A 21,808-nucleotide genomic window follows, 5' to 3' on the forward strand; every position below is an offset into this window, starting at 1 on the left:
GTTCGTTACTCCTGGGAAACCTGGGCACCGCCGGTAGCGCCCGCCGGGGTAGCCGCAGCGGTGTTCTCACCGACGCCGATGAACTGGTCGATGACCTTCTTGAACAGCAACGGTTCAACACTGGAGAAGTGCCGCACCGGTGCGTTCTTCGACGGCGCGGCCAGCGCCTTGAACTGTGCGAAGCTGAGCGCGTCCGGCGCGCTGCGCACCTCAGCTACCCAGCGCTCGAATTCTTCGTTGCTGCTGGCGGTGGCGATGAACTTCATGTTCGAGAAGCCATGCCCGCTGTAGTTGCCGGACATGCCACGGAACTGGCCAGGCTCGTTGGCGATCAGGTGCAGCTGCGTGCGCATGCCCGCCATCGCGTAGATCTGCCCGCCCAGCTGCGGGATGAAGAAGGTATTCATCGTCGAGTTGGAAGTGATGTTGAACGCCAGCGGGCGGTTGGCCGGGAAGTTGAGCTGGTTGACCGTGGCGATGCCCAGGTCCGGGTATACGAACACCCACTTCCAGTCCGTGGCGATCACGTCCACGTGCAGCGGTTCACCGGCCACGTCCAGCGGCTTGTACGGGTCCAGTTCGTGGGTCGACTTCCACACGATCACTGCCAGGCCGGCAATGATCAGCAGCGGCACGCCCCAGACCACGATTTCCACCTTGGTGGAGTGCGACCAGTCCGGCGTGTATTTCGCTTGGGTGTTGCCGGCGCGGAAGCGCCAGGCGAATACGAAGGTCAGCACAATGGCCGGTATCACCACGATCAGCATCAGGCCGATGCAGATCAGGATCAGGTCGCGCTGGGCGAGCCCGACCATGCCCTTCGAATCCAGCAGCACCCAGTCACAGCCCGACAGGCCGACGCAGGCCAGGGCGACCAGCGCCAGGCGGATGCGGTTCCAGCAGATATTCATTGGAGGTCAACCCTGTTGAAGAAGCGCGCTTGACCGGCTCGCCTGCGCGCAGCGCCCGGGCGTGGAGCGGCTACACTGTGGGTACGAGGTCGCCTACAAGAAGGCGAACCACTCCAATCAAGCCCATACAAGATACATCATTGTATGGACTTGTGCACCTGCACGTATGGAAAAACCTGACCGATGACGCCACCTGCCGCCGGCCGCCGCCTGAAACACCCCAATCGCACCTGGGTTCGCCCCTTCCGCGAGGGCGCCGGCCCGCTGTACCTGCAGATTGCCCAGCAGGTGCGCGAGGCGGTGGATGACGGCGTGCTGCGCCCGGGCGACCGCCTGCCGCCGCAGCGCGACCTGGCCCAGCAGGTGGGCGTGGACCTGACCACGGTTACCCGGGCGTTCGCCGAGCTGCGCCAGGCCGGCCTGCTCGACGCGCAGGGCGCCGGCGGCACCTTCATCGCGCTGTCGGCAGGCAACCGCAGCACCTCGGTGGACCTGAGCATGAACATCCCGCCGCTGCTGGGCAGTGCGCCGTTCGCGCAGGGCATGGAGGCCGGTTTCCAGCACGTGGGCCAGCAGCTGGGCCAGGGCGAACTGATGAGCTACCACGTCGGCGCCGGTACCCGCGAGGACCGCGCCGCCGCGGTGCAGTGGCTGGCGCCGATGCTGGGCACGGTGGGCGCCGACCAGGTGGTGATCTGTCCCGGTGCGCAGACCGCGCTGTGTGCACTGATCCTGGCCTGCACCCAGCCGGGCGAGCTGATCGCCGCCGAGCAGCTGACCTACCCGGGCCTGCTGGCCGCCGCGCGCGTGCTGCAGCGGGGCGTGGTGCCGGTAGCGATGGACGCCGAAGGCATGCTGCCCGATGCGCTGGAAGAAGCCTGCCAGCTGCGCCGCCCGCGCCTGCTGTACCTGGTACCGACCATCCAGAACCCCACCACGGCAACGATGTCGGCACAACGCCGGCAGGCCCTGTTGGCGGTCGCCAAGCGCCACGATCTGACCGTGATCGAAGACGATCCCTACTGGTTGCTGGCCGGGGACGCCGCACCGCCGCTGGCCGCCCACCGCGACGCTGGCTGCCCGGTGTATTACATCTCCACCCTGTCCAAGTGCCTGGCACCGGGCCTGCGCACCGCCTACCTGGTGGTGCCGGCCGGCGAACCGATGGAACCGGTGCTGGACGCCCTGCGTGCGATCGCGCTGATGCCGACCCAGTCGATGGTGGCGGTGGCCTCGCAGTGGATCCGCAGCGGCAAGGCCCAGGACATGGTGCAGCGCTTCCAGCAGGAGCTGCGCGAGCGCCAGGCGATTGCTGCGCAGTACTTGCCGTCCCGTGCCCAGGCCCATCCGGCCGGCCTGCATGTGTGGCTGCCGCTGCCGCCACGGCTGGACCAGTACCGGCTGATCCAGGCCGCGCAGGAACAGGGGCTGGGCATCGCCAGTTCCGACGCCTTCAGCGTGGAAGAACCGCCTCCGGGCAACGCGATCCGCCTGTCACTGGGCGGCGCGGTTGACCAGGGTGCGCTCGCCGGGGCGCTGGCCAAGCTGAACGAGATCCTGTCGGAGGCCCCCGAGGCCCGGCACAACGCCATCGTCTGAACCGGGTGCATGGCACTTCATCCATACAAAATGATATTTTGTATGCAATGTATGGATGAAGGGACGTGCCTCGATGCGCGCGGAGAAACTGAAGTTCCACCTGGTGATGGCCGGCTGCGGTGGCTTTGTGGTGCTGATGCTGGCCGCGCTGGCCTGGGTCTGCCTGCAGCCGCAGACCGTGGATGTGCAGGCCGCCGAACGCCACGCCATCGAGCAATGCGTGCAGCGCAGCGAGGATCCGTCGCGTAGCGAGATCCAGCGCCGGGCTCAGGCCGATTCCTGCCGCGAGATGCGCAAGCAGTACGTACACAAGTTCGGCGGGGACGCGTCCTGATGGGCGCAGCCGCGCCGCGTCGCCGCTGGTTGCTGCCGACGATGATCGCCCTCGCCTGCCTGTTCATGGCCGGCGTGGCGGCGGCGCTGTGGCAGTACTTCGGCTACAGCGCGCAGTCCACGTTCACCGAACAGGCCATCGTCTTCGACGACTCGCAGCTGCGTCTGCCGGCCGATCTGGCCGGTAATACCGGCCGCATCCGCGTGGTGCATTTCTGGGACCCGGCCTGCGGCGTGTGCAACCGCGAGACTGGTGCGCACCTGAGCTACCTGATCAGCATGTACCGCCGCGCCGGCATCGACTTCTATGCGATCCGCCGCCCCGGCACCCAGGGCGAACTGCCCGAGCCGCTGCGCAACAAGGTGATCAACCTGCCGACCATCGACGGTATCGAGCACATTCCGGCCAGCCCTGCCGTGGCGATCTGGGACCGGCAGGGCCATCTGGCCTACGCCGGGCCGTACAGCATCGGCATGGTCTGCAACTCGGCCAACAGTTTCGTCGAACCGCTGCTGGACAGACTGGTGCGCGGCGAATCCGTGCGCCCGAAAGGACTGCTTGCCGTGGGCTGTTACTGCCCGTGGCAGGCCAAGCGCTGAGGAGCGCAATGACATCACTGGCTCTGGGTGGCGTGGCCGCCGCAAACAACAACGGCGGTCACCTGTCCGAACCGACCGATGGTTATGGACAGGCTCCCGCCGTTGGAAGCAACGATACGCCCCGACATGCTCCGTACATGCCGCGACCGGATGTCGCAGCCCGCGAATGGGTGCAGGACGTGCTCGCGCACAACGGGCCGATCTACCTGCGCATCGTCAATTCGCTGGAACGCACGGTGCGTCGCGGTGGTCTTGCACCGGGGCAACGCCTGCCCTCGCAGCGCGCGTTGGCGCAGCAGCTCGGCGTCGACCTGACCACGGTAACGCGGGCATTCGATGAAGCGCGCAAGCGCGGCCTGATCGAGGCGCGCGGGCCACAAGGCAGTTTCATCGCACCACCCAAGGCCGGCTTCGACCAGGTGGTGGACCTGAGCATGAACGTGCCGCCGGTGCCCGATGCCGATGCGCTGGCCGAAACCCTGCGCCGCGGTGCCGCCGCCGTGCTTGCGCGCAGCAATGCGCCGAACCTGATGACCTACCACCTGGGCGGCGGCAACCCGACCGACCGCCACGCGGCAGCGCGCTGGCTGCAACCGATGCTGGGCACGGTGGACGATGCCTGCCTGCTACTGACCGAAGGCGCCCAGGTGGCGCTGGCCGCGATCCTGCTCAGCCAGGGCCACGATGGCGACGCGATCCTGTGCGATGCGCTGGTCTATCCGGGCCTGCTGCAGGCCGCCGCGGCGCTTGGCCGGCGGCTGCTGCCGGTGGACTGCGACGAACACGGCATGTGCCCCGATGCGCTGGCCCGGCTGGCACGCGAAAGCGGCGCGCGGTTGGTCTATCTCAACCCCACCTGCCAGAACCCGACCGCGCTGACCCTGCCGCTGCAGCGGCGCGAAGCGCTGGCGCGTGTGCTGGAGAGGGAAGGCCTGCTGGCGATCGAGGATGATCCGTACTGGCACCTTGCCGAAGAGGCGCCTGTACCCCTGGCGATGCTGGCACCGCGCCATGTGTTCCATGTGGCGACGCTGTCGAAGGTGATCAGCCCGGGCCTGCGCACCGCCTTCGTGCGCTGCCCGAGTGCCGCGCATGCCGAGGCGATGACCGCCGCGCTGCGGGCGACGCGGCTGATGGGCCATCCATTGGTGTCGGCGCTGGCCAGCCAACTGTTGCTGGATGGTTCGGCACAATCGCTGCTGGCGCAGGTGCGTGCCGAGGCGCGCGAGCGCGTGCGCATGGCCCGCTACCTGCTGGCGCCGTCGCTGCTGCTGCGCGCCGAAGGCCTGCACGCCTGGTGCAGGGTACCAGCGCCATGGACCGACGCCACGCTGGTGCGTACCGCACAGCTGCAGGGGCTGGCGATTGCGCCGTCATCGGCGTTCTGTCCGCCGGGGGTCTCGCTCCAGTACGGCGTGCGGTTGTCGCTGGGGCTGGCGGCGGACCGACGGCAGCTGGAGAGTGTGTTGCGGCGGATTGACCGGTTGCTGTTGTCGGACGCGCTGCCGGCGATCGAGCGGTAGCCCTGGTAGTGCCGGCCGCTGGCCGGCAACGGCGTGCACGGATCATGAGGTTGCCGGCCAGCGGCCGGCACTACCCCAATGCCACCAGCGCCTGTACCAGCACATCCATCTGCGCTGGCCGGGTGAACACCGAGGGCGTCACCCGTACGCAGGCGCCGGAGTCCAACCCGTCACGATGCGTGGTGAACACGCGATGCTCGTCCAGCAGGCGCTTCTGAAGCGCGATGTTGTCAGCCACGCTGGTGCGCCCGCGCAGGCGGAAGCTGGCCAATGCGCTGGCCAGCGCCGGATCAGGCGACGACAGCACTTCGATATGCGCCATCTGCCGCGCAGGGACGGTCCAGCGCTCGCGCAGGTAGCGCAGGCGCGCCTGCTTGTTGGCCGCGCCGATGCGCTGGTGCAGCGCGATCGCTTCCGGCAGCGCCAGGTAAGCGGCGAAGTTGACCGTGCCGGTGTGCACACGGCTGCCCACGCGGCCATCGTCGGTCTCGCCCATGTACGGGTCCAGGTCCGCAACGCGGCCCTTGCGCACATACATCGCGCCGACGCCGACCGGCGCACCGATCCACTTGTGCAGGTTGATGCCAACGAAATCGGCCTTGAGCTGCGGCACCGCGTAGTCGATCTGGCCAAACCCGTGTGCGGCATCAACGATCACGTCGATGCCGCGTGCGCGCGCACGTTCGGCGATTTCGGCCACCGGCAGCACCAGTCCATGGCGATGGCTGACCTGGGTCAGCAGCACCAGTTTCAGGCGAGGCAGCCGCGCGAACGTGGCCTCGTAGGCCTGCAGGATCTGCGTATGGTCGGGCACTGCCGGCAGCGCGATGCGCTCGGCCTGCACGCCGCGGCGCTGCTGCAGCCAGCGCATCGCGCCGATCATGCTGTCGTAGTCGATATCGGCGTACAGCACCTGGTCGCCGGGCTGCAGGCGGTTGTAGCCGCCGATCAGCGCCAGCATCGCCTCGGTGGCACCGCGGGTCAGTGCGATCTCGTCGGCGCCCACGCCCAGCAGTTCGGCCACCTGCCGCTGCACCGCCATGTACTGCGCCGGGAACTCACGGCGGCCATACCAGGCATTGCCTCGGTTCACTTCCGCGGTGTGGCGCTGGTAGCTGGCCAGCGTCTGGCGGCCCATCGCGCCCCAGTAGCCGTTCTCCAGATGGTTCACTTCGTCGGTGACATCGAAGTGGCTGGCCACGGCGGCCCAGTAGTTTTCATCGCGGGCCAGCACGTCCGGCGCCACGGTCGTTGCGGGAATCTGCATGGACGCAGCGTAACGCGTGGCAGCCATGGCCGGCAGTGAAGAAAGTGCGGCTGCGGCCGGCAGCAAGGTGCCGGCACGCAACAGGGAGCGGCGGGCCGGGTCCATCAGAAGCTCAGCCGGTACTGTGCGTACAGGTTGGCGCCGTCGGTGTCGTACGGCGCGTTGCGCGAGTAGACCAGGCCGCGACTGGCCTGGAAGGTGGCTTCGTCCGGATAGCGGTCGAATACGTTGTCGGCACCCACACGCAGGCTGTGATGTTCGTTGATGCGATAGCCGACGGCCAGGTCGAGGAAGCTCATCGCGCCGAAGCGCTGGTAGATATCGCCCACTGCATTGCCGCTGGAATCGGTCCAGGCGCCGTAGTAGCGCATGCGTGCCATCAGCGACCAGGCGCCGATGTCCCAGCTTCCGGTCAGGCTGCCCTTGTGCTCGGGCAGGCGATCCTCGAACAGCACGCGCTGGGTCTCGTTGGTGGCCACCGAGGTGCTGCCGTTGTCCACGCGGGTGCGGTTGTAGTTGTAGGCCAGGGTCAGCGTCATGCGGCCGGCGCCGAGATCGCGCAGGTAGTTGCCGACCACGTCCACGCCGGTAGTGGTGGTATCGAAGTCGTTGGTGAAATAGTTCACCGAGGTATAGCCCAGCGGATTGGGCGTACCGGCCGGAATGGCGAAACTGGCCGACTGGCTGAAGCGGTCGCTGAGCTTGATCTGGTAGACATCCATCGAGCCGGACAGGCCCAGGTCGGTGCGCCAGGTCAGGCCCAGCGACGCGGTACGCGATTGTTCCGGCTTCAGCGGCCTGGCGCCGAGCAGCTGCGCCAGCGGATCGTTCGGCGACAGACGGCCACTGGTGAAGATCTGCAGCGTGCGCGTATCCAACCCCTGGGTGGTGCTGGTGGTATTGAGCTGCGCCGGCGTCGGCGCACGGAAGCCGCTGGACACGGTACCGCGCAGGGCTACGTCCGGGGTGATCGCGAAGCGCGCCGAGAGCTTGCCGTCCAGCGTGCTGCCGAAGCTGGAGAAGTCCTCGTAGCGGCCGGCTGCACCGATGCTCCAGCGCTCGCCCAGCGGTACTTCCATGTCCACGTAGGCGGCCTTGCTGCGCTGGCTCCACTGCCCGGCCTGGCTGGCCGAGAAGCCGGGCGCGCCATTGGAATTGGCCTCCAGGCCCGCCGCAGCGCCCGGACCCACCGCGTACGAGGCCGGGTCGCCGGCATGCACCTGGTAGGTCTCCTGGCGGAACTCGCCACCGAAGGCGACGTTGACCGGCTGGGACAGCGCGGCCACGTCCCACTCGTAGTTGAAGTCTGCGTTGGCGTTCTTCTCGGTCTGGGTTAGGCGGCCAAGATCGAACGCGGTCGGGCTGGCCGGGCCGAGCGAGGCATTGATCGAGTTCTTCAGGCTGTAGTCGATGGCGTTGCGGCCATACGAGGCGCTGACATCCCAGCGCAGCTTGGGCGTGATCTCGCCGCGCAGGCCACCGACCAGCTGCAGGTCGTTCTGGACGTTGCCGTACTGCGGGCTGAAGCCGACCGGATACAGCGAGCGCAGGTTCCAGCCCGGGAAGATGGCGGTGGTGCGGTACGCGCCGGTGGTGGTGTCCGGGTTGCGCCAGTTGAAATCACTGACGCCATCGCTGTGGCTGTACAGGCCGAAGGCATAGAGCTCCAGCGTCTCGCTGGCATTGGCCTTCACGTTGAAGCCGACGCGGCGGCTTTCCAGCTCCGGCTGGCCCCAGCGCTGCACCGGATTGGGCACGTCCAGCTCCGGATGTGCAGCCTGGAAGGTGATCGCGTCCGGGCGCTGGCGCGTGCGCGAGGTGGCGTCGGAGTTGGACGATTCGGCGAACAGCACCAGGCTGCCATAGTCGCCCAGCGACCAGCCGGTGCGCGCACTGAAGTCGCGCGAGGCACCGTCGCCCTGCGCGTACTGCGAATAGCCGGCGGTGATCTCGCTACCCGGGCCATCCTCGAGGATGATGTTGATGACACCGGCGATGGCGTCCGAGCCGTACTGCGCCGACGCGCCATCGCGCAGCACCTCGATGCGCTTGATCGCACTGGTGGGAATCTGTGCCAGATCAGCGGCCTGCGCACCGCGGTTGCCGAGCAGCGCGCTGCGATGGAAGCGGCGACCGTTGACCAGCACCAGGGTCTGGTCCGGCGACAGGCCACGCAGGGTGGCCGGACGCACGAACACCTGGCCGTCCGCCATCGGCAGGCGCTGCACCACGAATGATGGCACCAGCTGCGCCAGCACGTCCTTCAGGTCGGTGGATTCGACGGACCTGATGTCTTCCTTGCTGAACACGTCCACCGGCGCCAGCGTTTCGAACTGGGTGCGGTTGGACGCGCGCGTACCGGTGACCAGCATCGCGTCGAGCTGGGTGGGCACGGCGCGGCTGCCGCCGGCGGCATCGACCTCATCGGCCTCCGCTGCAATCGCGCCTCCTGCGCTGGCCATGCAAAGGGCAAGGAGGATGGAACGCGAAAGCTTCGAACGATGCACGGCAGGGCTCCGGGAGGACGCGACAGGGCCAGCACCTGCGGGGGTAGCGCAGGCCTGGACAAGGCGCGCAGTCTCGGCGCGATCTGTGAAGGAGGCATGACGTCAGTGCGACAGCTTGAATCCGCACAGGCGCAAGAACTGCTAAACGCCGCGCCTGCCGATCCGCTACTGTGCCGGCATTGGATCCGGGGAACGGCAGGATGAGCGCGACAGGCAAGGCATTGTGGTACATCGAAACCCACGCGGATCGGCCACTGGGGCTGGCCGACATTGCCGCTGCGGCGGGCCTGTCGCCATTCCATCTGTCGCGCCTGTTCCAGGCCCGCACCGGCACCTCGGTGGTGCGCTACCTGCGCGGGCGCCGCCTGACCGCTGCCGCGCAGCAGTTGGCCAGCGGCGCCGGCGACATCCTGCAGGTGGCGCTGGGTGCCGGCTATACCACCCATGCCGCCTTCACGCGTGCCTTCAGCGAACAGTTCGGACAGACGCCGGAGCGCGTACGCGAACAGGGCACCGATGGGCTGGCGCTGGTGCAGGCGATCCGCATGGACGAGGCCCCGTCCGCCTGCATTGAAGCCCCCCGCCTGCTCGAGACGCCCGCGTTCCAGGTGGCCGGCATCGGCGTGCGGCATACCCGCGACAGTGGCGGCGCGATTCCCGGCCAGTGGGCGCAACTCAACCGCGAATGGCCGATGCCGGCGCCGATCAGCTTCGGCGTGTGCTGCAACAGTGATGACAAGGGTGGCTTCGATTACATCGCGGCACTGCCGGTAAGCACGGTGCCGAGCGTGCCTGCGCGCTGGCAACGCGTGGACATCCCGGCGCGCCGCTACCTGGTGGCCTGGCACAGCGGGCACATCTCGGCCATCCGCTCGACCTGGTTCTGGTTGCTGGATCATTATCTTCCTGCTTCCAACCTGAGCCTCGCCGATGCGCCGGATCTGGAGCGGTACGACGCCCGGTTCGACGAGCACACCGGCCAGGGCGGCGTGGAAATCTGGCTGCCCGTCGACGACCGTCCCCACTGACAAGGAGTTGAAGATGCGCATGACCGCTGCTGTGCTGGGAGCGATGCTGATGGCGTTCACAAGCACCGGCGCCGCTCGCGAAAGCGGGGTGGCCGGCGAGCGCCACGGCACAACGACGCTGGCCAGCGCCGCCGTGCGCGACGCAGAGCGCCGTGACGCGCTGCGCTACACGGTCTGGTATCCGGCACCTGCAGGCAGCCGGGAAACCGCGCTGACCATCGGTCCACCCGACGCGCCGCTGTTCGACGTCGGCCGGTCGTCCAAGGATGCGCCGGTCGCCGGTGATCGCCTGCCGACCTTGCTGCTCTCCCATGGCAACGGCGGCAGCGCGCGCATGATGGGCTGGCTGGGCACCGCGTTGGCGCGGGCAGGCTATCTGGTGATCGCAGTCGATCATCCGGGCAACAACGGCGTTGACAGCATGACCCTGCCCGGCAGCGTACTGACCTGGCTGCGCGCCGATGACCTGCGTGCCGCACTGGCGGCTGTGCAGGCCGATCCGGTGCTGGGCCCGCATGTCGATCCTGAGCGCCTGGGGGTCGCCGGATTCTCGGCCGGCGGCTACACCGCACTGGTGGCGGCCGGTGCGCGACCGGACCTGCAGCGACTGCTGGCCTTCTGCACGGCGCATCCGGATGACGGCGTCTGCCGGCCCCAGCAGGAAGCGGCCACGCACACGATGGAGGCGCGTGTTGCCGCTGCGGCGTCGCCCGAGCTGTCGCCGTGGATGTCCCACGCCAACGACGCGCGCGCCATTCCCGGCGTGCGCGCGGTGTTCCTGCTGGCACCGGCAATCGTGCAGGCCTTTGCGCCCGAGCAGCTCTCCTCGCTGGAACAGCCCGTGTCGATCGTACTGGGCGAGGCTGACACGGTTGCGCCACCGCAGAGCAATGGCGAGGCTGCGCGTGCGGTGATTGCGGGCGCTGCACTGCAGGCGCTGCCCGGTGTCGGCCATTACGATTTCCTCGCCGCATGCACCCCGACCGGACAGCGGCGGCTGCAGGACCTGTGCAGGACGTCGGTGCCGAAGGCGCAGACCCACGCGCAGGCAGTGGACGCAGCAATACGATTCTTCAACCATTCACTGCGCTAGTGGCCGCCGGGCAGGCCCCAGCGCTACAGTGAGCGCGTCCATGGAGAATCGGTCATGCGCCTGCTTCACCTCACCCTGCCGGTGTCCGACGTCGCCACCGTCGCCGCGTATTTCCACGATGTGCTGCAGCAGCGCGTGGTCGGCAACCATGTGCACATCGGCTGGAGCACGATCGAACTGCAGGCGGCGGGTGATCACCCCGTCGGTGGCGTGCACCTGGCCTTCAACGTACCGGACAACCGCTTCGGCGGGGCGATGGCCTGGTTGCGCGAACGTACCCCGCTGCAACGTAATCCTGAGGGCCTGGATTACTTTGCGCTGGAGAGCAGCTGGCAATCGCAGTCGGTGTACTTCACCGGCCCGGACGGCCTGATCCTTGAACTGATCGGCCGCCGTCGCTTGCCGGCCAGCGCGCGCGAAGGCGTGTTCCATGGCAGCGAGCTGACCTGCCTGAGCGAGGTTGGCCTGCCCAGCCACGATGTCGATGCGGTGCGCGAACAGTCCAGCCAGCGCTTCGGCCTGCAGCCGATCAGCCCGCCGTCGCCACAGTTCGCGCCGATGGGCGACGACGAGGGCCTGCTGATCATCGTCGCCGCCGACCGTCGTTGGTTCCCCGAGCAGAAGGACCTGCCCAATGCGCAGGGCGTGCAGCTGCAGGTGGGTGATGTGAGCGGCAGCGGCGAACTGCGCGATGCCGCGCTGGGCTGGCGGGTGTGGGCGGCCTGAACTACCAGCTGCCCGAAGCGCCGCCGCCGCCGCTGCGACCACCACCACCGGACCAGCTGCCGGAACTGCTTGAGGACGAACTCGACGACGAGGTGCTGGACGAGGAACGGTAGCCTTGGGACGACCTTCGTCCGCTGCGTGCTTTTTCGCCGGGCAGCAGGGTGAACACCCAGATGAAGTACAGGAACAGCGTGCCTACGCTGGACACGATCGTCGCCAACACGCGTGCGTTCTCGTCGCTGGCCCGGTCGATGGCCAGCAGCGCGCCCAGCGCATAGCCGCCGGTCAACAGCACCAGCACCACCAGGCGCACGGCGAAGCTGTTGCGGTTCTTCCGCCAGCGCGCGCGGCCGGCCTGCACCAGGAAGAACACCAGCATGGCGGCAATGGCGACCGCCAGGTTCAGCAACGTGTGCAGGGCAAGGCTGGGCGGCAACTGACCACGAACCAGCATCACCATGAAGAAACCGATACTGACGGCCAACATGCCGGACAGCACGATGCGCACACCACGGCTGCGACGCCAGCACCACCCCAGCAGCGCCGCCACCGGTACGGCCGGTAACAGCACGAAGAACAGCGCAGGCAGCACATGCCGCGGCAGCAGCAGCGTCGCCGAAACCAACCCAGCGGCCATCACTGCCGTTACCAGCAACGGTCTGCCCCAGGCAGGCAATGTCGGCCAATTCGGCCTGGGCATTGCCGCATTGGCTGCCAGTGCCTTGCGCCGCCGCTCACGGCGCTTACCGCTGAACTCGGCCTCGGTCCTGGTGGCCAGCAGGCGTGGCGGTGATCGCCACAGACCGGCCAGGAACCCCACCAGCAACGTCAGGGCAACGACCGAATCCCCTGTACGCCAATCCGCTGGCAACAGGTTGCGTGCGGATGAATCCTGCTCGGGCGGCAGCGGCTCGCCATCGATCAGCGCCACCAGCACCCTGCTGCCGTCCAGCACGCCCTGGTCCAGGTCTCCTTCGCGCAGGCGCGGCACGATCGCCTTGTCGATGATGCGCGCGGCATAGGCATCGGGAATGGTGCCTTCCAGGCCATAGCCGGTCTGGATGCGTACACGCCTGTCCTGCACCGCCACCAGCAGCAACACCCCGTCATCGACACCGGCGCGGCCCAGCTGCCACTGGTCGAAGACACGCTGTGCATAGGCTTCGATGCCGTCATCGCCAACACTGGGCACCACCAGCACCTGCAGTTGCGCGCCTTTGCGTGCCTGCAGCTGCAATGCCTGCTCGCGCAGCGTGGCGCGGGTGCTGGCGGACAGTGCGTTGGCGGTGTCCACCACCGGGTCGTCCAGTGCCGGAATCGGGGCCGCCGCCAGCACTGGCAGCGGCAGCAGGCAGAGCAGCAGTGCCAGCCCTACCCACTGCCATGCGTTGCGCCACGGCAGCACCCGGCTCATGTGGACGCCGTGCCTTGCAATGGCGGTGCTGTGCATCATGCGAAACGGCATCCGTGTATGTCCTTGCCCCATGAACGGAAAAGCCGGCCGGATTACCCCGGCCGGCCTCCTATACCACACACTTCTTCACACGCAGCGGTCAACGGCCCATGGCCACCCGCTGCTGCTCGTCCTGCACGTGTTGCTGCGAAGGCTCATGCTTGGCCAGCATTGCAGCGCTGGTCTCCTGCAGGCTCGGTGCCGCCTGGGTCATGTCCACCGCAGTACGGAAGCCGGGAACGGTGCCCACGACGAAGGCCTTGCCATCCTGCACGGTGACGCCCTGCAGCTTTTCCGGCGAATCGATGCCGGCGGCCTTGGCCTGGGCGGTCACATGCGCGCTCATCTCGTTGCAGATCATGCCCGGCATGTGGCCACGGATCGCATTGTGCAGCGGCGTATCCGGATGCGCCTTGTCGCCCAGCTGCGGCCCCTTCGGCGCCGCCTCGGCATGGCTGCGGCCTTCGGCCAGCTTGCCCAGCGTCGCCGGACCCGCCACGCCGTCGGCGGAGAGCCCGTGCTGCTTCTGGTAGGCGATCAGTGCGTCCCTGGTATTGGCACCGAACTTGCCGTCCTCGCTCAGCGGATTGCCTTGGCCGTCGCGCACGCCCAGGCGGTTGAGTTCCTTCTGCAGCGCAGTCACTTCCTCGCCCTTGGCCCCCTGGCGCAGCACACCGTTGTGGTCGGCATCATGCGAATGGCCACCCTTGCCGGTTTCCTTCAGCTTGCCGTGGTCCCAGAAGTCCTGCGGGCTGAGCAGCTTGCCGTGCGGATCCTTCAACTGGTAATGCACGTGCTGGGCATACTGACCCGCACCGCCCGGGCCACGCCCGCCCATGGTGCCGATCGGCTCGCCCGCCTTGATCGGCTGGCCTTCCTTCACCTGGGTCGACTGCAGGTGCAGGATCTCGTGCGAGTTGCCCTGTGCATCCCTGATCTTCACCGTACCGTAGTCGCCACCGACGAACGTCACCGTTCCGGAGATCGGCGCGTTGACGGTCGGGTGCTGCAGATTACGGCCGTGCTGGCCGCCGACATAGTTGAAGTCGGTGCCACCGTGCGGCTTGTGCGCGCGGTGTTCGCCGAACTCACCGGTAATGTGCGGCTTGACCCCGTTCTGCGGGGGCAGCATCACCTGCATCGTCTGCTCGAAGTTGCGGGTCTGGCCTTCGGCATGCGCCGCTGCCGGCTTGGCCTGCGCGTGCGTGGCCGCAGCTACGGCGGGGGCCGCGTGGCTGCCCTGGGACTGGCCGTGGGTCAGTCCCAGACGCTGCTCCACGAACCGCTCGTACTTGTCCACGTACGGCATCACCTTCCTTTCAGACAGGGTGAGGCCGCCGTAATCGCGGGTCGGGCCGTCGTGATGGTACTTGTAGATGTACTCCTCACCCTGGCCGCGCTTGTGCGCCAGCGTGCGGTTATCGATGTAATGGTCAACCAGTGCATCGGACTGTGCGCCGACGTCGAAGCGGTTGCGGTTGTTGAGGTGGTAGTGGTTGCCGGTCTTGTCGATGAACTGGCCCAGGCCCGAGGCCGAGGTGGTGCCAGCGGCGGCATCGGGGTTGAAACCCGATTCAACGCGGGCGATGGCCAGTACGTGCGCCGTTTCGCGTGGGGTCAGGCCCTTCTCGCGCGCCGACTCGATGATCGTGTCGATCACCCGTGACTGTACTTCCGGGGTCGCATCGCCCCACCGGCGGGAGTTGCCATGCAGGCGGCCATCGCTCTGGTCGATCGGCTCGCGGTAGTGGCTCCACGGTTTGATGCGGTCACTGCTGTAGGCCGCCCCGCGGGGCTGGACCATGTCCTGGTAGATGTCTGCCATGTCTGTGCTATCCATTCTATGAAAAAGGGAATTTCCTTAAGGGGTACTGCTCCTGGTACTTCTGGTACTGCGGTACTGCAGTGCTGCGTTCACAGCGCGCGTGCGACGTCCTGCCGCTGCGCTCAGTCTTCGATGTAGTTCACCTCCGGGTGCTTGATGCCGAGCGAGTCGATCAACTTCTCGTACTCGTCGTTGTTGGGCTCCTGCTCCTCGCCTTCCGCGCCGCGCAGCGGCGGTGTGCTGTGGGTCAACTGGCGGCCACTGGCGTCGTACAGGTAGTACCACTCGCAGAAGCTGCAGCCGAACGGCAGTTCACCGTACTGCACGACGAAGTACGGCGTACCGCTGCGGTCCTGCACGCAGGCCAGGCCAACGGCGGTATAGCCGTCCATCTCCTTGGGCGCAGCAATGGCCTGGCGTGCGCCGTCCTTTTCGATTTCCAGCGTGGTCAGCCGGGAAGCGTCCGTGTCTTGGGTGGGCTGGGCCGCCAGGTGCAGGCGGGTGCCTTGGCAATCGATATGCATGCCGGTCTCGTCGCGCGTAAGAGAGGTGGGATGGTCCGCAACGGCAGCCGCAGGCGCGGCCGGCGTCGCTGCCGGGTCAGTGGAAGCAGGGGCCGCCGGTGCAGCCGCGTCAGGGCCGCTGCAGGCAGCAAGCATCAGGGCCAGTACGGGGGCAACGGGAGACAGACGCATGCGGGGCTCCTTGGGTGAATCACACGACCGCTCGCAGGCGGTCGCTCAGGGATCAGATCGATTCGTCCTCACGCTTGACCAGTTGCCAGCACGGCTTCTGGGCAAAGGTGTAGATCTGCTGGTCACTGGTATCGGGAGTGCGCATCTGCACCTGTACCTGGCCATCGGGCAGGCGGGTGACCTGCATCTCGCGGCCCTGGCGCTGCAGCGTGGCCGGGTCCGGCATCACCGGCCATTCGACCTTGGCAAGCGGCACCTTCTCCTCCACCTTGCGTGGCTCCGGCTCGGCTTCGCTGTCGATGTGGCTGTCCAGCAGCGGATCGGCAGTGGACGTTTCCTGCAGCGCGATCTCGTTGCCGAAATGCTTGAGGAAGTCGTCGAAGACCGGATGGGGGCAGCTGGCAGAAGCCTCTGCCGGGGCCGCGGCAACCGGCGTGGCCGGCGTCGTGGCGGTGGCCGTGCTGGTCGGAGCCGGTACGGCGGCGTCAGCGGGGGCTGCCTGGGGCGCAGGCTTGCAGCCGGACAGCGCAAGCCCCAGGGCAAGCGCAAGCAGGGCAACGGGGCGGAGCTGGTTCACGGGATCCTCCTGATTCCGGGCGGTCGCGCGCGGTTCCGGCGCGGTAGGGAGGCAAGGATAGCCATGCCTCGGTCAATTCAGTTTCAACATCCGCTGTCAGGAATATCCCGACATGCCGAATTGTGACTAATATCACACTAATACTGAAATCAACGTCATCGCAGCAGCCGTTAGACTACGCCGCACACGCTTCGACCCTGGCCCCATGCGCGCATTCCTGCTTGCCCTCTCCCTGCTGCTGCCAACGCTGTGGCCTGGTGGTGCGGCCGCGCTGGAGGTCCGGGAAGGCGATCTGCTGTTCGTCACCGCCGGCCATGCCGGCCTGAGCGCGGCCATCGACGATGCCACCGGCAAGCAGGGCGCACCCAGCTTCGATCACGTGGCCCTGGTCGCTGCGGCGCCAGACGGCTGGGAGGTACTGCATGCGGATGAGAAAGGCTCGCGCCGGCAGACGCTGGATCAGTTCCGCGAGGACGCCCGAGGCAAGCAGCGGCAGGTCGTGGTCTATCGGCTGCGCGCATCGCAGCAGGCTGCCATCAAGGATGCGATCGCGACCGCACGCATGATGCTGGGCAAGCCCTACAACACGTCGTATGTGTTGAATGAGGACAGCTACTACTGTTCGGATTTCATCGAACGTGCGTTCCGTGCGCACCATGTGTTCGCACTGCAGCCGATGAACTTCCGCAACCCGAAGACCGGGCAGATCGCACGGCACTGGGTCGATCTCTACCGCGCCATGGGCATGGAGGTGCCGCAGGATCAGCCGGGCACCAACCCGAACGACATGTCAGCAGCGCCGGTGCTGCAACGCATTGGCGTGCTGGAATAAGCGAAGCCCCGCACGGGGCGGGGCTTCGCGCATCACAGGAAGTGGGTACCGAAGTCACTCCTCCTCGTCCTGCCCACCCTGTTGCTGGTTGCGCTGGTTGCGCTGCTGCTGTTCCTGCTGCTGTTGCTGCTGCTGGTCGCGGCCACGCCCCTGCTGCTGATCCTGCTGGTTCTGCTGGCCCTGCTGCTTCTGGTTCGGGTTCTGGTTCTGCTGTGCCATGTCCGATCTCCAAAGCCACACGCGGAATGCGGTGGACGGGGTCATCGTCTGCAGCGAAGAGTTAATCGCGCGTTGGTGGGCGGCTACATTGGTGTGTACGCGCGTGAATGAACGGGCAAAGCCCCTTGCGGCACAAGCCGATGAAGGATTCATATGGGTTCGGCATGTGCTCATGCCGTCAGCCCGACTGCGCGCATTCATGGCGTGCTCTGCTGGAAACACGCGCTGAACGGAGCTGGCGTCCTGCTCGCGCACGGACGCCAGCCCTGCACTCACGGCATCACCGGCGGCACATACGCCAGGGTCATGCCCAGCAGCCACAACAGGCCCAGCACCAGCGGGATGTGCACCAGCAACTGGATGAAGGTGAAGCCCACGATGTCGCGTGCCTTCAGCCCCAGCACGCCCAGCAATGGCAGCATCCAGAACGGGTTGATCAGGTTCGGCAGCGCTTCGGCCGCGTTGTAGACCTGCACTGCCCAGCCCAGGTGCGCCTTCAGCTCGTTGGCGGCCTGCATCACGTACGGCGCCTCGATGATCCACTTGCCGCCACCGGACGGCACGAAGAAGCCCAGCACCGCCGAGTAGATGCCCATCACCAGCGCGAAGCTATCGGTGCTGGCCACGTGCACGAACAGGCTCGACAGCCGGTGCGCCAGGGTCTGCCCGTCACCACCGGCGGCGTGGGTGAGGATCATCGCGATACCGCCGTACAGCGGGAACTGGATCAGCACGCCGGTGGTGCTCGGCACCGCCTTGGCCACAGCGTTGAGGAAGCTGCGCGGGCGCCAGTGCAGCAGCAGGCCCAGCGAAATGAAAAGGAAGTTGTAGGTGTTGAGGTTGGCGATGGCAGTGACCACCGGCTTGTTGGCGAACTCGTTGAACAGCCAGCCGAACGCCAGCAGCGAGAGCAGCACGGTCAGCAGCGGGCTGTATTCCAGCCATTCGCCCGGGCGCGTGCGTCGCTGCAGCGGTTCCGGCTCGGCCTGCGCAGCGCCGGGAAATTCCTCGGCGGTACGCGCACTGCCGGCTGCAGGCGCGGTCAGCCAGGCGATCAGCAGCGAGACAAGGATCAGCACTGCGGTCAGGGCGATCGACTGCCACAGAAAGATGGTTTCGGTGAACGGCAATACGCCGGTGATCTCCACCAGGCCCGGCGGCATGCTGGCCGGGTTGGCCTGCAACTGTGCGGCCGACGAGCTCAGCCCCATCGCCCACACTGCGCCCAGGCCGAGATAGGCCGACGCACCGGCGGCGCGGTAGTCCATGCGCAGTTCGGTGCGACGGACCAGCGCGCGGACCAGCAGGCCACCGAACACCAGCGAGAAGCCCCAGCTGAGCAGCGAGGCGAGCATGCTGACCAGGCCCACGTACACCACCGCACCGCGACCGGTGCGCGGCACCCGGGCCAGGAAATCGATGAAGCGTGCGACCACCGGCGCGGTCGCCACGGCGTAGCCGCCGATGACCACGAAGGCCATCTGCATGGTGAAGGGGATCAGGCTCCAGAAGCCGTCACCAAAGGCGCTGGCGGTGGCCTGAGGGGTCGAACCGAAGCCCATCGCGGCCAGCGCGACAATGACCACGCCCAGCACCGCGAACACATACGCATCGGGGAACCACTTTTCCGCCCAGGCGGCCGAGCGCAGCGCTGCGCGCGCCATCCAGCCGTCCTGTACTGCTGCCGTCGAGGCCATCGCCTACCCTCCCAGGTTCGATGGACCGATTCTGGGCGGTGGGGTGTGGGCTGTCTGCCACCTATTGGTCGTAGGTGGCGGTAGTGCCGGCCGCTGGCCGGCAAACTCGGGATCGCGCACGGGTGCAGCCGGCCAGCGGCCGGCTCTACCAACCCCTGGGGTCAACGCAGCGCCAGGTCCACGGCGATACCGGCAAACAGCGCGGCGCCGACCCAGTTGTTGTGCAGGAACGCCTTGAAACACGGGCCGCGCTCGCGGTTGCGGCAGATCCAGAATTCGTACACCACCAGCAAGGTGGCCATGGCCACGCCGGCCAAGTAGTAGCCACCCAGCCCGCCGCGCACGCCAACCAGCGCCATGGTGGCCAGGAACAGCGCGTACAGCACGCCCTGGATGACCAGATCGAGATCACCGAACAGGATCGCGGTGGAGTGCGAGCCCATCTTCAGGTCGTCCTCGCGGTCGACCATGGCATACCAGGTGTCGTAGGCGGTGGACCACAGGATGTTGCCGGCATACAGCAGCCAGCCCAGCATCGGCACCTCGCCCTGCACGGCGGCGAACGCCATCGGGATGCCCCAGCCGAACGACATGCCCAGGTAGACCTGCGGCAGATGGGTGTAGCGCTTCAGGTACGGATAGCTGGCGGCCAGGAACACGCCGATGAAGCTCAGGCCGATGGTCAGCCCGTTCAGGGTCAGCACCAGGCCGAAGGCCACCAGCATCAGTACGGCGAACAGCGCCAGCGCGGCGCGACCGCTGATCGCGCCGGTGGCCAGCGGCCGCGCCTTGGTGCGCTCCACATGCGGGTCGAGCCAGCGGTCAGCGTAGTCGTTGATGACGCAACCGGCCGAGCGGGTCAGCCACACGCCGGCGGTGAACACGAACAGCGTCCACAGCGGCGGCAGGCCGCCGGCAGCCAGCCACAACGCCCACCAGGTGGGCCACAGCAGCAGCAGCGTGCCGATCGGGCGATCAGCGCGCATCAGACTCCAGTAATGCCGCCAACGCGGCGTCGCCGGCGACTGCGGCGAAGTGAGGGGGGTATCAGCCATGGCGATAGGATACTCCTGCCCCTCCGGCAGGGCTTTGCCGGTGGGGGGAGATTTGTTCGACGAAACTGGATAGAATGCCGGTCCCGCACCGCCTCATGGCGCTGCGATGCCCGCCCCGGCACTGGCCGACGGCGCGGCGGTTCTACAACGCGCCCGTAGCTCAGCCGGATAGAGTAGTGGCTTCCGAAGCCATTGGTCGGGGGTTCGAATCCCTCCGGGCGCGCCATTTTTCCTTCGTTGCCTGGCCGGCGCGCCGCCAGAAATGTCAGGGAATGAACGTTGCCGAGCGATGCTCGCAACCGGCAGCGTCCTGTACCACGATGGAGTAATTCGCGCCCGCGCTGGATGCGCCGGCCAGGAACAGGCCATCACCATCGAACAGAACGCTCTGCTGTTCATCCTGCCCGATCGACAGCCCGATCGCTCCCGGTGTGATTTCCTCAAGGATCACGTTGTAAGGCCGCCAGGCATCCTCGCCTGTGCGCCTCATCTCTGCGCGAGCGGTCCTTGGGTTCAACCTGCGTCTCTCATCCACCCACAGCTGAAGCGGCTGATCAGCATTGTGGGTGACCTGGAAGCGCCCGTAGGTCAGTCCGTCGACGCTCTCGGTGCCGACGTAGGTGAAATGGGCCGGCGGACACTTCGTGGTGCGGTTCGGATGCGCCGCACAGGATGTCAGTGCAACCACGAGGCAAAAGGCGTTCAGGTGCTTCATGGCTTCGAGGCCTGACGTGGGTGGTTGTCGCGGCGGTGTTCGGCAGTGAGGGCAACCAGCACTACGCCCCAGAGCGGCGTGAGCAGCACGACGCTCATCACCGTCAGCGAAACCGGTACCTGCCAGAGCAGCGATGGGCTGAATCCGCTGAATCTATAGGCTTCCAGTACAAGCACCACGACCTGGGCCAGAAGGCCCGCGAGCAGCCCCAAGCCAGCCCCCTTGGCAAGCCGCCTGATCGTAAGGCGGCCCGCGGCGGGAACCCGTGCGCAGATTCCCAGCAACAAAAGGCTGACGGCATACAGCCAGAAGAAAACCTGATGTGAGTCGAAGGCGTAAAGCGCCCTGCCCACAAAGTGCAGGAACAGCCAGAGTGCTCCACACGACACCGCGTAGGCCAGCCCGTACCGAAGAATCTGCCTGGCTTTCATCTTGTACCTCTCCGAGGGCGTGCAGCCCGATCGCGTTCTTTTGTGGAGGAGTGCGGGAGCTCATGCACCTTGCCTCCCGCTTGGCACCCTACTCGCGCAAGGCATCGCGCAGCGCTCGAGAGTACCTGCCTGCCTCCAGCGTTCGCAGCTGGGCCAGTGGAATCCGATACCTCCTGAACAATGCGACCAGTTCCCAGACGTCCTCCTCCAGTACCGCATCTGGATCCAGGGATAGATAGATGACATCCCCTCTGCCGACCACATTCCCGATGCAGCCGATTCGACCGCGCACCCGAGGCGCTCTACGTCTCGTCGCCCGAAGGCGGGTAAATTTCCACCGCCAAACCGAGGCCCAAAGTTGTGACTCTGGTGAGAACTGCACGATCCAGTTCAAATCCGCCAAGTCCGCCCACAAAGATGCTGATATAGAATTCTGCCCTCCCTCCCGTATCTGTGATGTGGCCAATGAACTCACGCTTGTTTATCAGAAAATCGCACCAACGGGAGATCTCCTCATCCAACTCGACATTCACCTTCCTCGCGAGAGGAATAGATAGATAGGTAAATTCATAGAGCTGCTGATCCTCACCCTGCCGAGCTGGTCTAGGCTCGCCTGCACTGCGGGCAAAGCGGGACTCCAAACCAATTTCCTCCCTAATGGATTCAGCAGAAACAGAGGGATGGAAAAACCTAAGTGAAATATTCACCAAAAGACCACTCAC

Annotated in this window: 21 protein-coding genes and 1 tRNA gene; 9 read left to right on the forward strand and 13 right to left on the reverse strand. The window is 66.7% G+C overall.

Translation table 11 applies throughout. The features are described 5' to 3' along the window. Window positions 1-5: 5 nt before the first annotated feature. A complete protein-coding gene (gene cyoA / locus PEM_RS17120; protein ID WP_119706130.1) occupies window positions 6-911 on the reverse strand; it encodes a ubiquinol oxidase subunit II in 906 nt (301 codons plus the stop codon). A 183-nt stretch (window positions 912-1,094) separates the two neighbouring features. Between cyoA and PEM_RS17125 the strand changes: the two genes are divergently transcribed. The 4 genes from PEM_RS17125 to PEM_RS17140 are packed head-to-tail and all read left to right on the forward strand — an operon-like array spanning window position 1,095 to window position 4,966. Then, on the forward strand, window positions 1,095-2,510 hold the full coding sequence (locus tag PEM_RS17125) for a PLP-dependent aminotransferase family protein (protein ID WP_065179383.1): 1,416 nt from the start codon (window positions 1,095-1,097) through the stop codon (window positions 2,508-2,510). A gap of 55 nt (window positions 2,511-2,565) precedes the next feature. After that, entirely contained in the window at window positions 2,566-2,844 is a 279-nt protein-coding gene (locus PEM_RS17130; RefSeq protein WP_005420041.1) for a hypothetical protein, read from the forward strand. Beyond that, entirely contained in the window at window positions 2,844-3,443 is a 600-nt protein-coding gene (locus PEM_RS17135) for a DUF6436 domain-containing protein (RefSeq protein WP_053497371.1), read from the forward strand. The genes PEM_RS17130 and PEM_RS17135 overlap by 1 nt, the downstream gene beginning before the upstream one ends. 8 nt (window positions 3,444-3,451) lie before the next feature. Next, window positions 3,452-4,966 (forward strand): PLP-dependent aminotransferase family protein, encoded by a 1,515-nt coding sequence (locus PEM_RS17140; protein ID WP_111128154.1) that lies wholly within the window; start codon window positions 3,452-3,454, stop codon window positions 4,964-4,966. 70 nt (window positions 4,967-5,036) lie between these two features. On the opposite strand, the gene PEM_RS17145 is transcribed toward PEM_RS17140, so the two are convergent. Beyond that, the gene (locus PEM_RS17145) at window positions 5,037-6,338 is read right to left on the reverse strand and encodes an aminotransferase class V-fold PLP-dependent enzyme (RefSeq protein ID WP_005420045.1); all 1,302 of its coding nucleotides are present in this window, start codon (window positions 6,336-6,338) and stop codon (window positions 5,037-5,039) included. After that, window positions 6,338-8,740 (reverse strand): TonB-dependent receptor, encoded by a 2,403-nt coding sequence (locus PEM_RS17150; RefSeq protein ID WP_111128153.1) that lies wholly within the window; start codon window positions 8,738-8,740, stop codon window positions 6,338-6,340. Before PEM_RS17150 ends, PEM_RS17145 begins: the two co-directional genes overlap by 1 nt. 200 nt (window positions 8,741-8,940) lie before the next feature. Between PEM_RS17150 and PEM_RS17155 the strand changes: the two genes are divergently transcribed. Genes PEM_RS17155 through PEM_RS17165 form a run of 3 tightly spaced genes read left to right on the forward strand, consistent with a single transcriptional unit; the run spans window position 8,941 to window position 11,587 of the window. Beyond that, window positions 8,941-9,768, forward strand: a complete 828-nt coding sequence (locus tag PEM_RS17155) for an AraC family transcriptional regulator (RefSeq protein ID WP_111128151.1) — start codon at window positions 8,941-8,943, stop codon at window positions 9,766-9,768. Window positions 9,769-9,781: 13 nt separating this feature from the next. Further along, entirely contained in the window at window positions 9,782-10,861 is a 1,080-nt protein-coding gene (locus PEM_RS17160) for an alpha/beta fold hydrolase (protein ID WP_095378922.1), read from the forward strand. Between the two features lie 54 nt (window positions 10,862-10,915). Further along, window positions 10,916-11,587 carry a VOC family protein gene (locus PEM_RS17165; protein ID WP_111128150.1) on the forward strand — a complete coding sequence of 224 codons (672 nt, stop codon included), beginning with the start codon at window positions 10,916-10,918 and terminating at the stop codon, window positions 11,585-11,587. A gap of 1 nt (window position 11,588) precedes the next feature. On the opposite strand, the gene PEM_RS17170 is transcribed toward PEM_RS17165, so the two are convergent. The 4 genes from PEM_RS17170 to PEM_RS17185 all read right to left on the reverse strand — a co-directional run bounded on the left by PEM_RS17170 (window position 11,589) and on the right by PEM_RS17185 (window position 16,137). After that, window positions 11,589-13,001, reverse strand: a complete 1,413-nt coding sequence (locus PEM_RS17170) for a TPM domain-containing protein (RefSeq protein ID WP_111128158.1) — start codon at window positions 12,999-13,001, stop codon at window positions 11,589-11,591. A gap of 139 nt (window positions 13,002-13,140) precedes the next feature. Further along, window positions 13,141-14,865 (reverse strand): peptidoglycan-binding protein, encoded by a 1,725-nt coding sequence (locus PEM_RS17175; protein ID WP_111128149.1) that lies wholly within the window; start codon window positions 14,863-14,865, stop codon window positions 13,141-13,143. A 122-nt stretch (window positions 14,866-14,987) separates the two neighbouring features. Beyond that, on the reverse strand, window positions 14,988-15,560 hold the full coding sequence (locus PEM_RS17180; protein ID WP_240431560.1) for a hypothetical protein: 573 nt from the start codon (window positions 15,558-15,560) through the stop codon (window positions 14,988-14,990). Window positions 15,561-15,612: 52 nt separating this feature from the next. Further along, complete coding sequence (locus tag PEM_RS17185; protein ID WP_005420058.1) at window positions 15,613-16,137, reverse strand: hypothetical protein; 525 nt, start codon at window positions 16,135-16,137, stop codon at window positions 15,613-15,615. A 205-nt stretch (window positions 16,138-16,342) separates the two neighbouring features. On the opposite strand from PEM_RS17185, the gene PEM_RS17190 reads away from it, so the two are divergent. Continuing rightward, entirely contained in the window at window positions 16,343-16,969 is a 627-nt protein-coding gene (locus PEM_RS17190) for a YiiX/YebB-like N1pC/P60 family cysteine hydrolase (RefSeq protein ID WP_065186583.1), read from the forward strand. 54 nt (window positions 16,970-17,023) lie between these two features. On the opposite strand, the gene PEM_RS20360 is transcribed toward PEM_RS17190, so the two are convergent. From PEM_RS20360 to ubiA, 3 genes are all read right to left on the reverse strand, one after another. Next, window positions 17,024-17,188: a hypothetical protein gene (locus PEM_RS20360; protein WP_005414774.1), complete on the reverse strand. Its 165-nt coding sequence runs from the start codon at window positions 17,186-17,188 to the stop codon at window positions 17,024-17,026. A 272-nt stretch (window positions 17,189-17,460) separates the two neighbouring features. Then, the gene (locus PEM_RS17195; RefSeq protein ID WP_181453247.1) at window positions 17,461-18,885 is read right to left on the reverse strand and encodes a TIGR00366 family protein; all 1,425 of its coding nucleotides are present in this window, start codon (window positions 18,883-18,885) and stop codon (window positions 17,461-17,463) included. 161 nt (window positions 18,886-19,046) lie between these two features. Further along, complete coding sequence (gene ubiA / locus PEM_RS17200) at window positions 19,047-19,940, reverse strand: 4-hydroxybenzoate octaprenyltransferase (RefSeq protein WP_065186584.1); 894 nt, start codon at window positions 19,938-19,940, stop codon at window positions 19,047-19,049. A gap of 149 nt (window positions 19,941-20,089) precedes the next feature. Between ubiA and PEM_RS17205 the strand changes: the two genes are divergently transcribed. Beyond that, window positions 20,090-20,166: transfer RNA gene (locus tag PEM_RS17205), tRNA-Arg, on the forward strand. Between the two features lie 39 nt (window positions 20,167-20,205). Here the strand turns inward: PEM_RS17205 and PEM_RS17210 are convergent. From PEM_RS17210 to PEM_RS17220, 3 genes are all read right to left on the reverse strand, one after another. Continuing rightward, the gene (locus PEM_RS17210; protein WP_111128146.1) at window positions 20,206-20,655 is read right to left on the reverse strand and encodes an adhesin; all 450 of its coding nucleotides are present in this window, start codon (window positions 20,653-20,655) and stop codon (window positions 20,206-20,208) included. Beyond that, window positions 20,652-21,086 carry a hypothetical protein gene (locus tag PEM_RS17215; protein ID WP_005420072.1) on the reverse strand — a complete coding sequence of 145 codons (435 nt, stop codon included), beginning with the start codon at window positions 21,084-21,086 and terminating at the stop codon, window positions 20,652-20,654. The genes PEM_RS17210 and PEM_RS17215 overlap by 4 nt, the downstream gene beginning before the upstream one ends. Before the next feature lie 302 nt (window positions 21,087-21,388). After that, the gene (locus tag PEM_RS17220) at window positions 21,389-21,808 is read right to left on the reverse strand and encodes a hypothetical protein (RefSeq protein WP_134955282.1); all 420 of its coding nucleotides are present in this window, start codon (window positions 21,806-21,808) and stop codon (window positions 21,389-21,391) included.

It is taken from the genome of Stenotrophomonas sp. Pemsol, from assembly GCF_003586545.1.
GTDB lineage: Bacteria > Pseudomonadota > Gammaproteobacteria > Xanthomonadales > Xanthomonadaceae > Stenotrophomonas > Stenotrophomonas sepilia.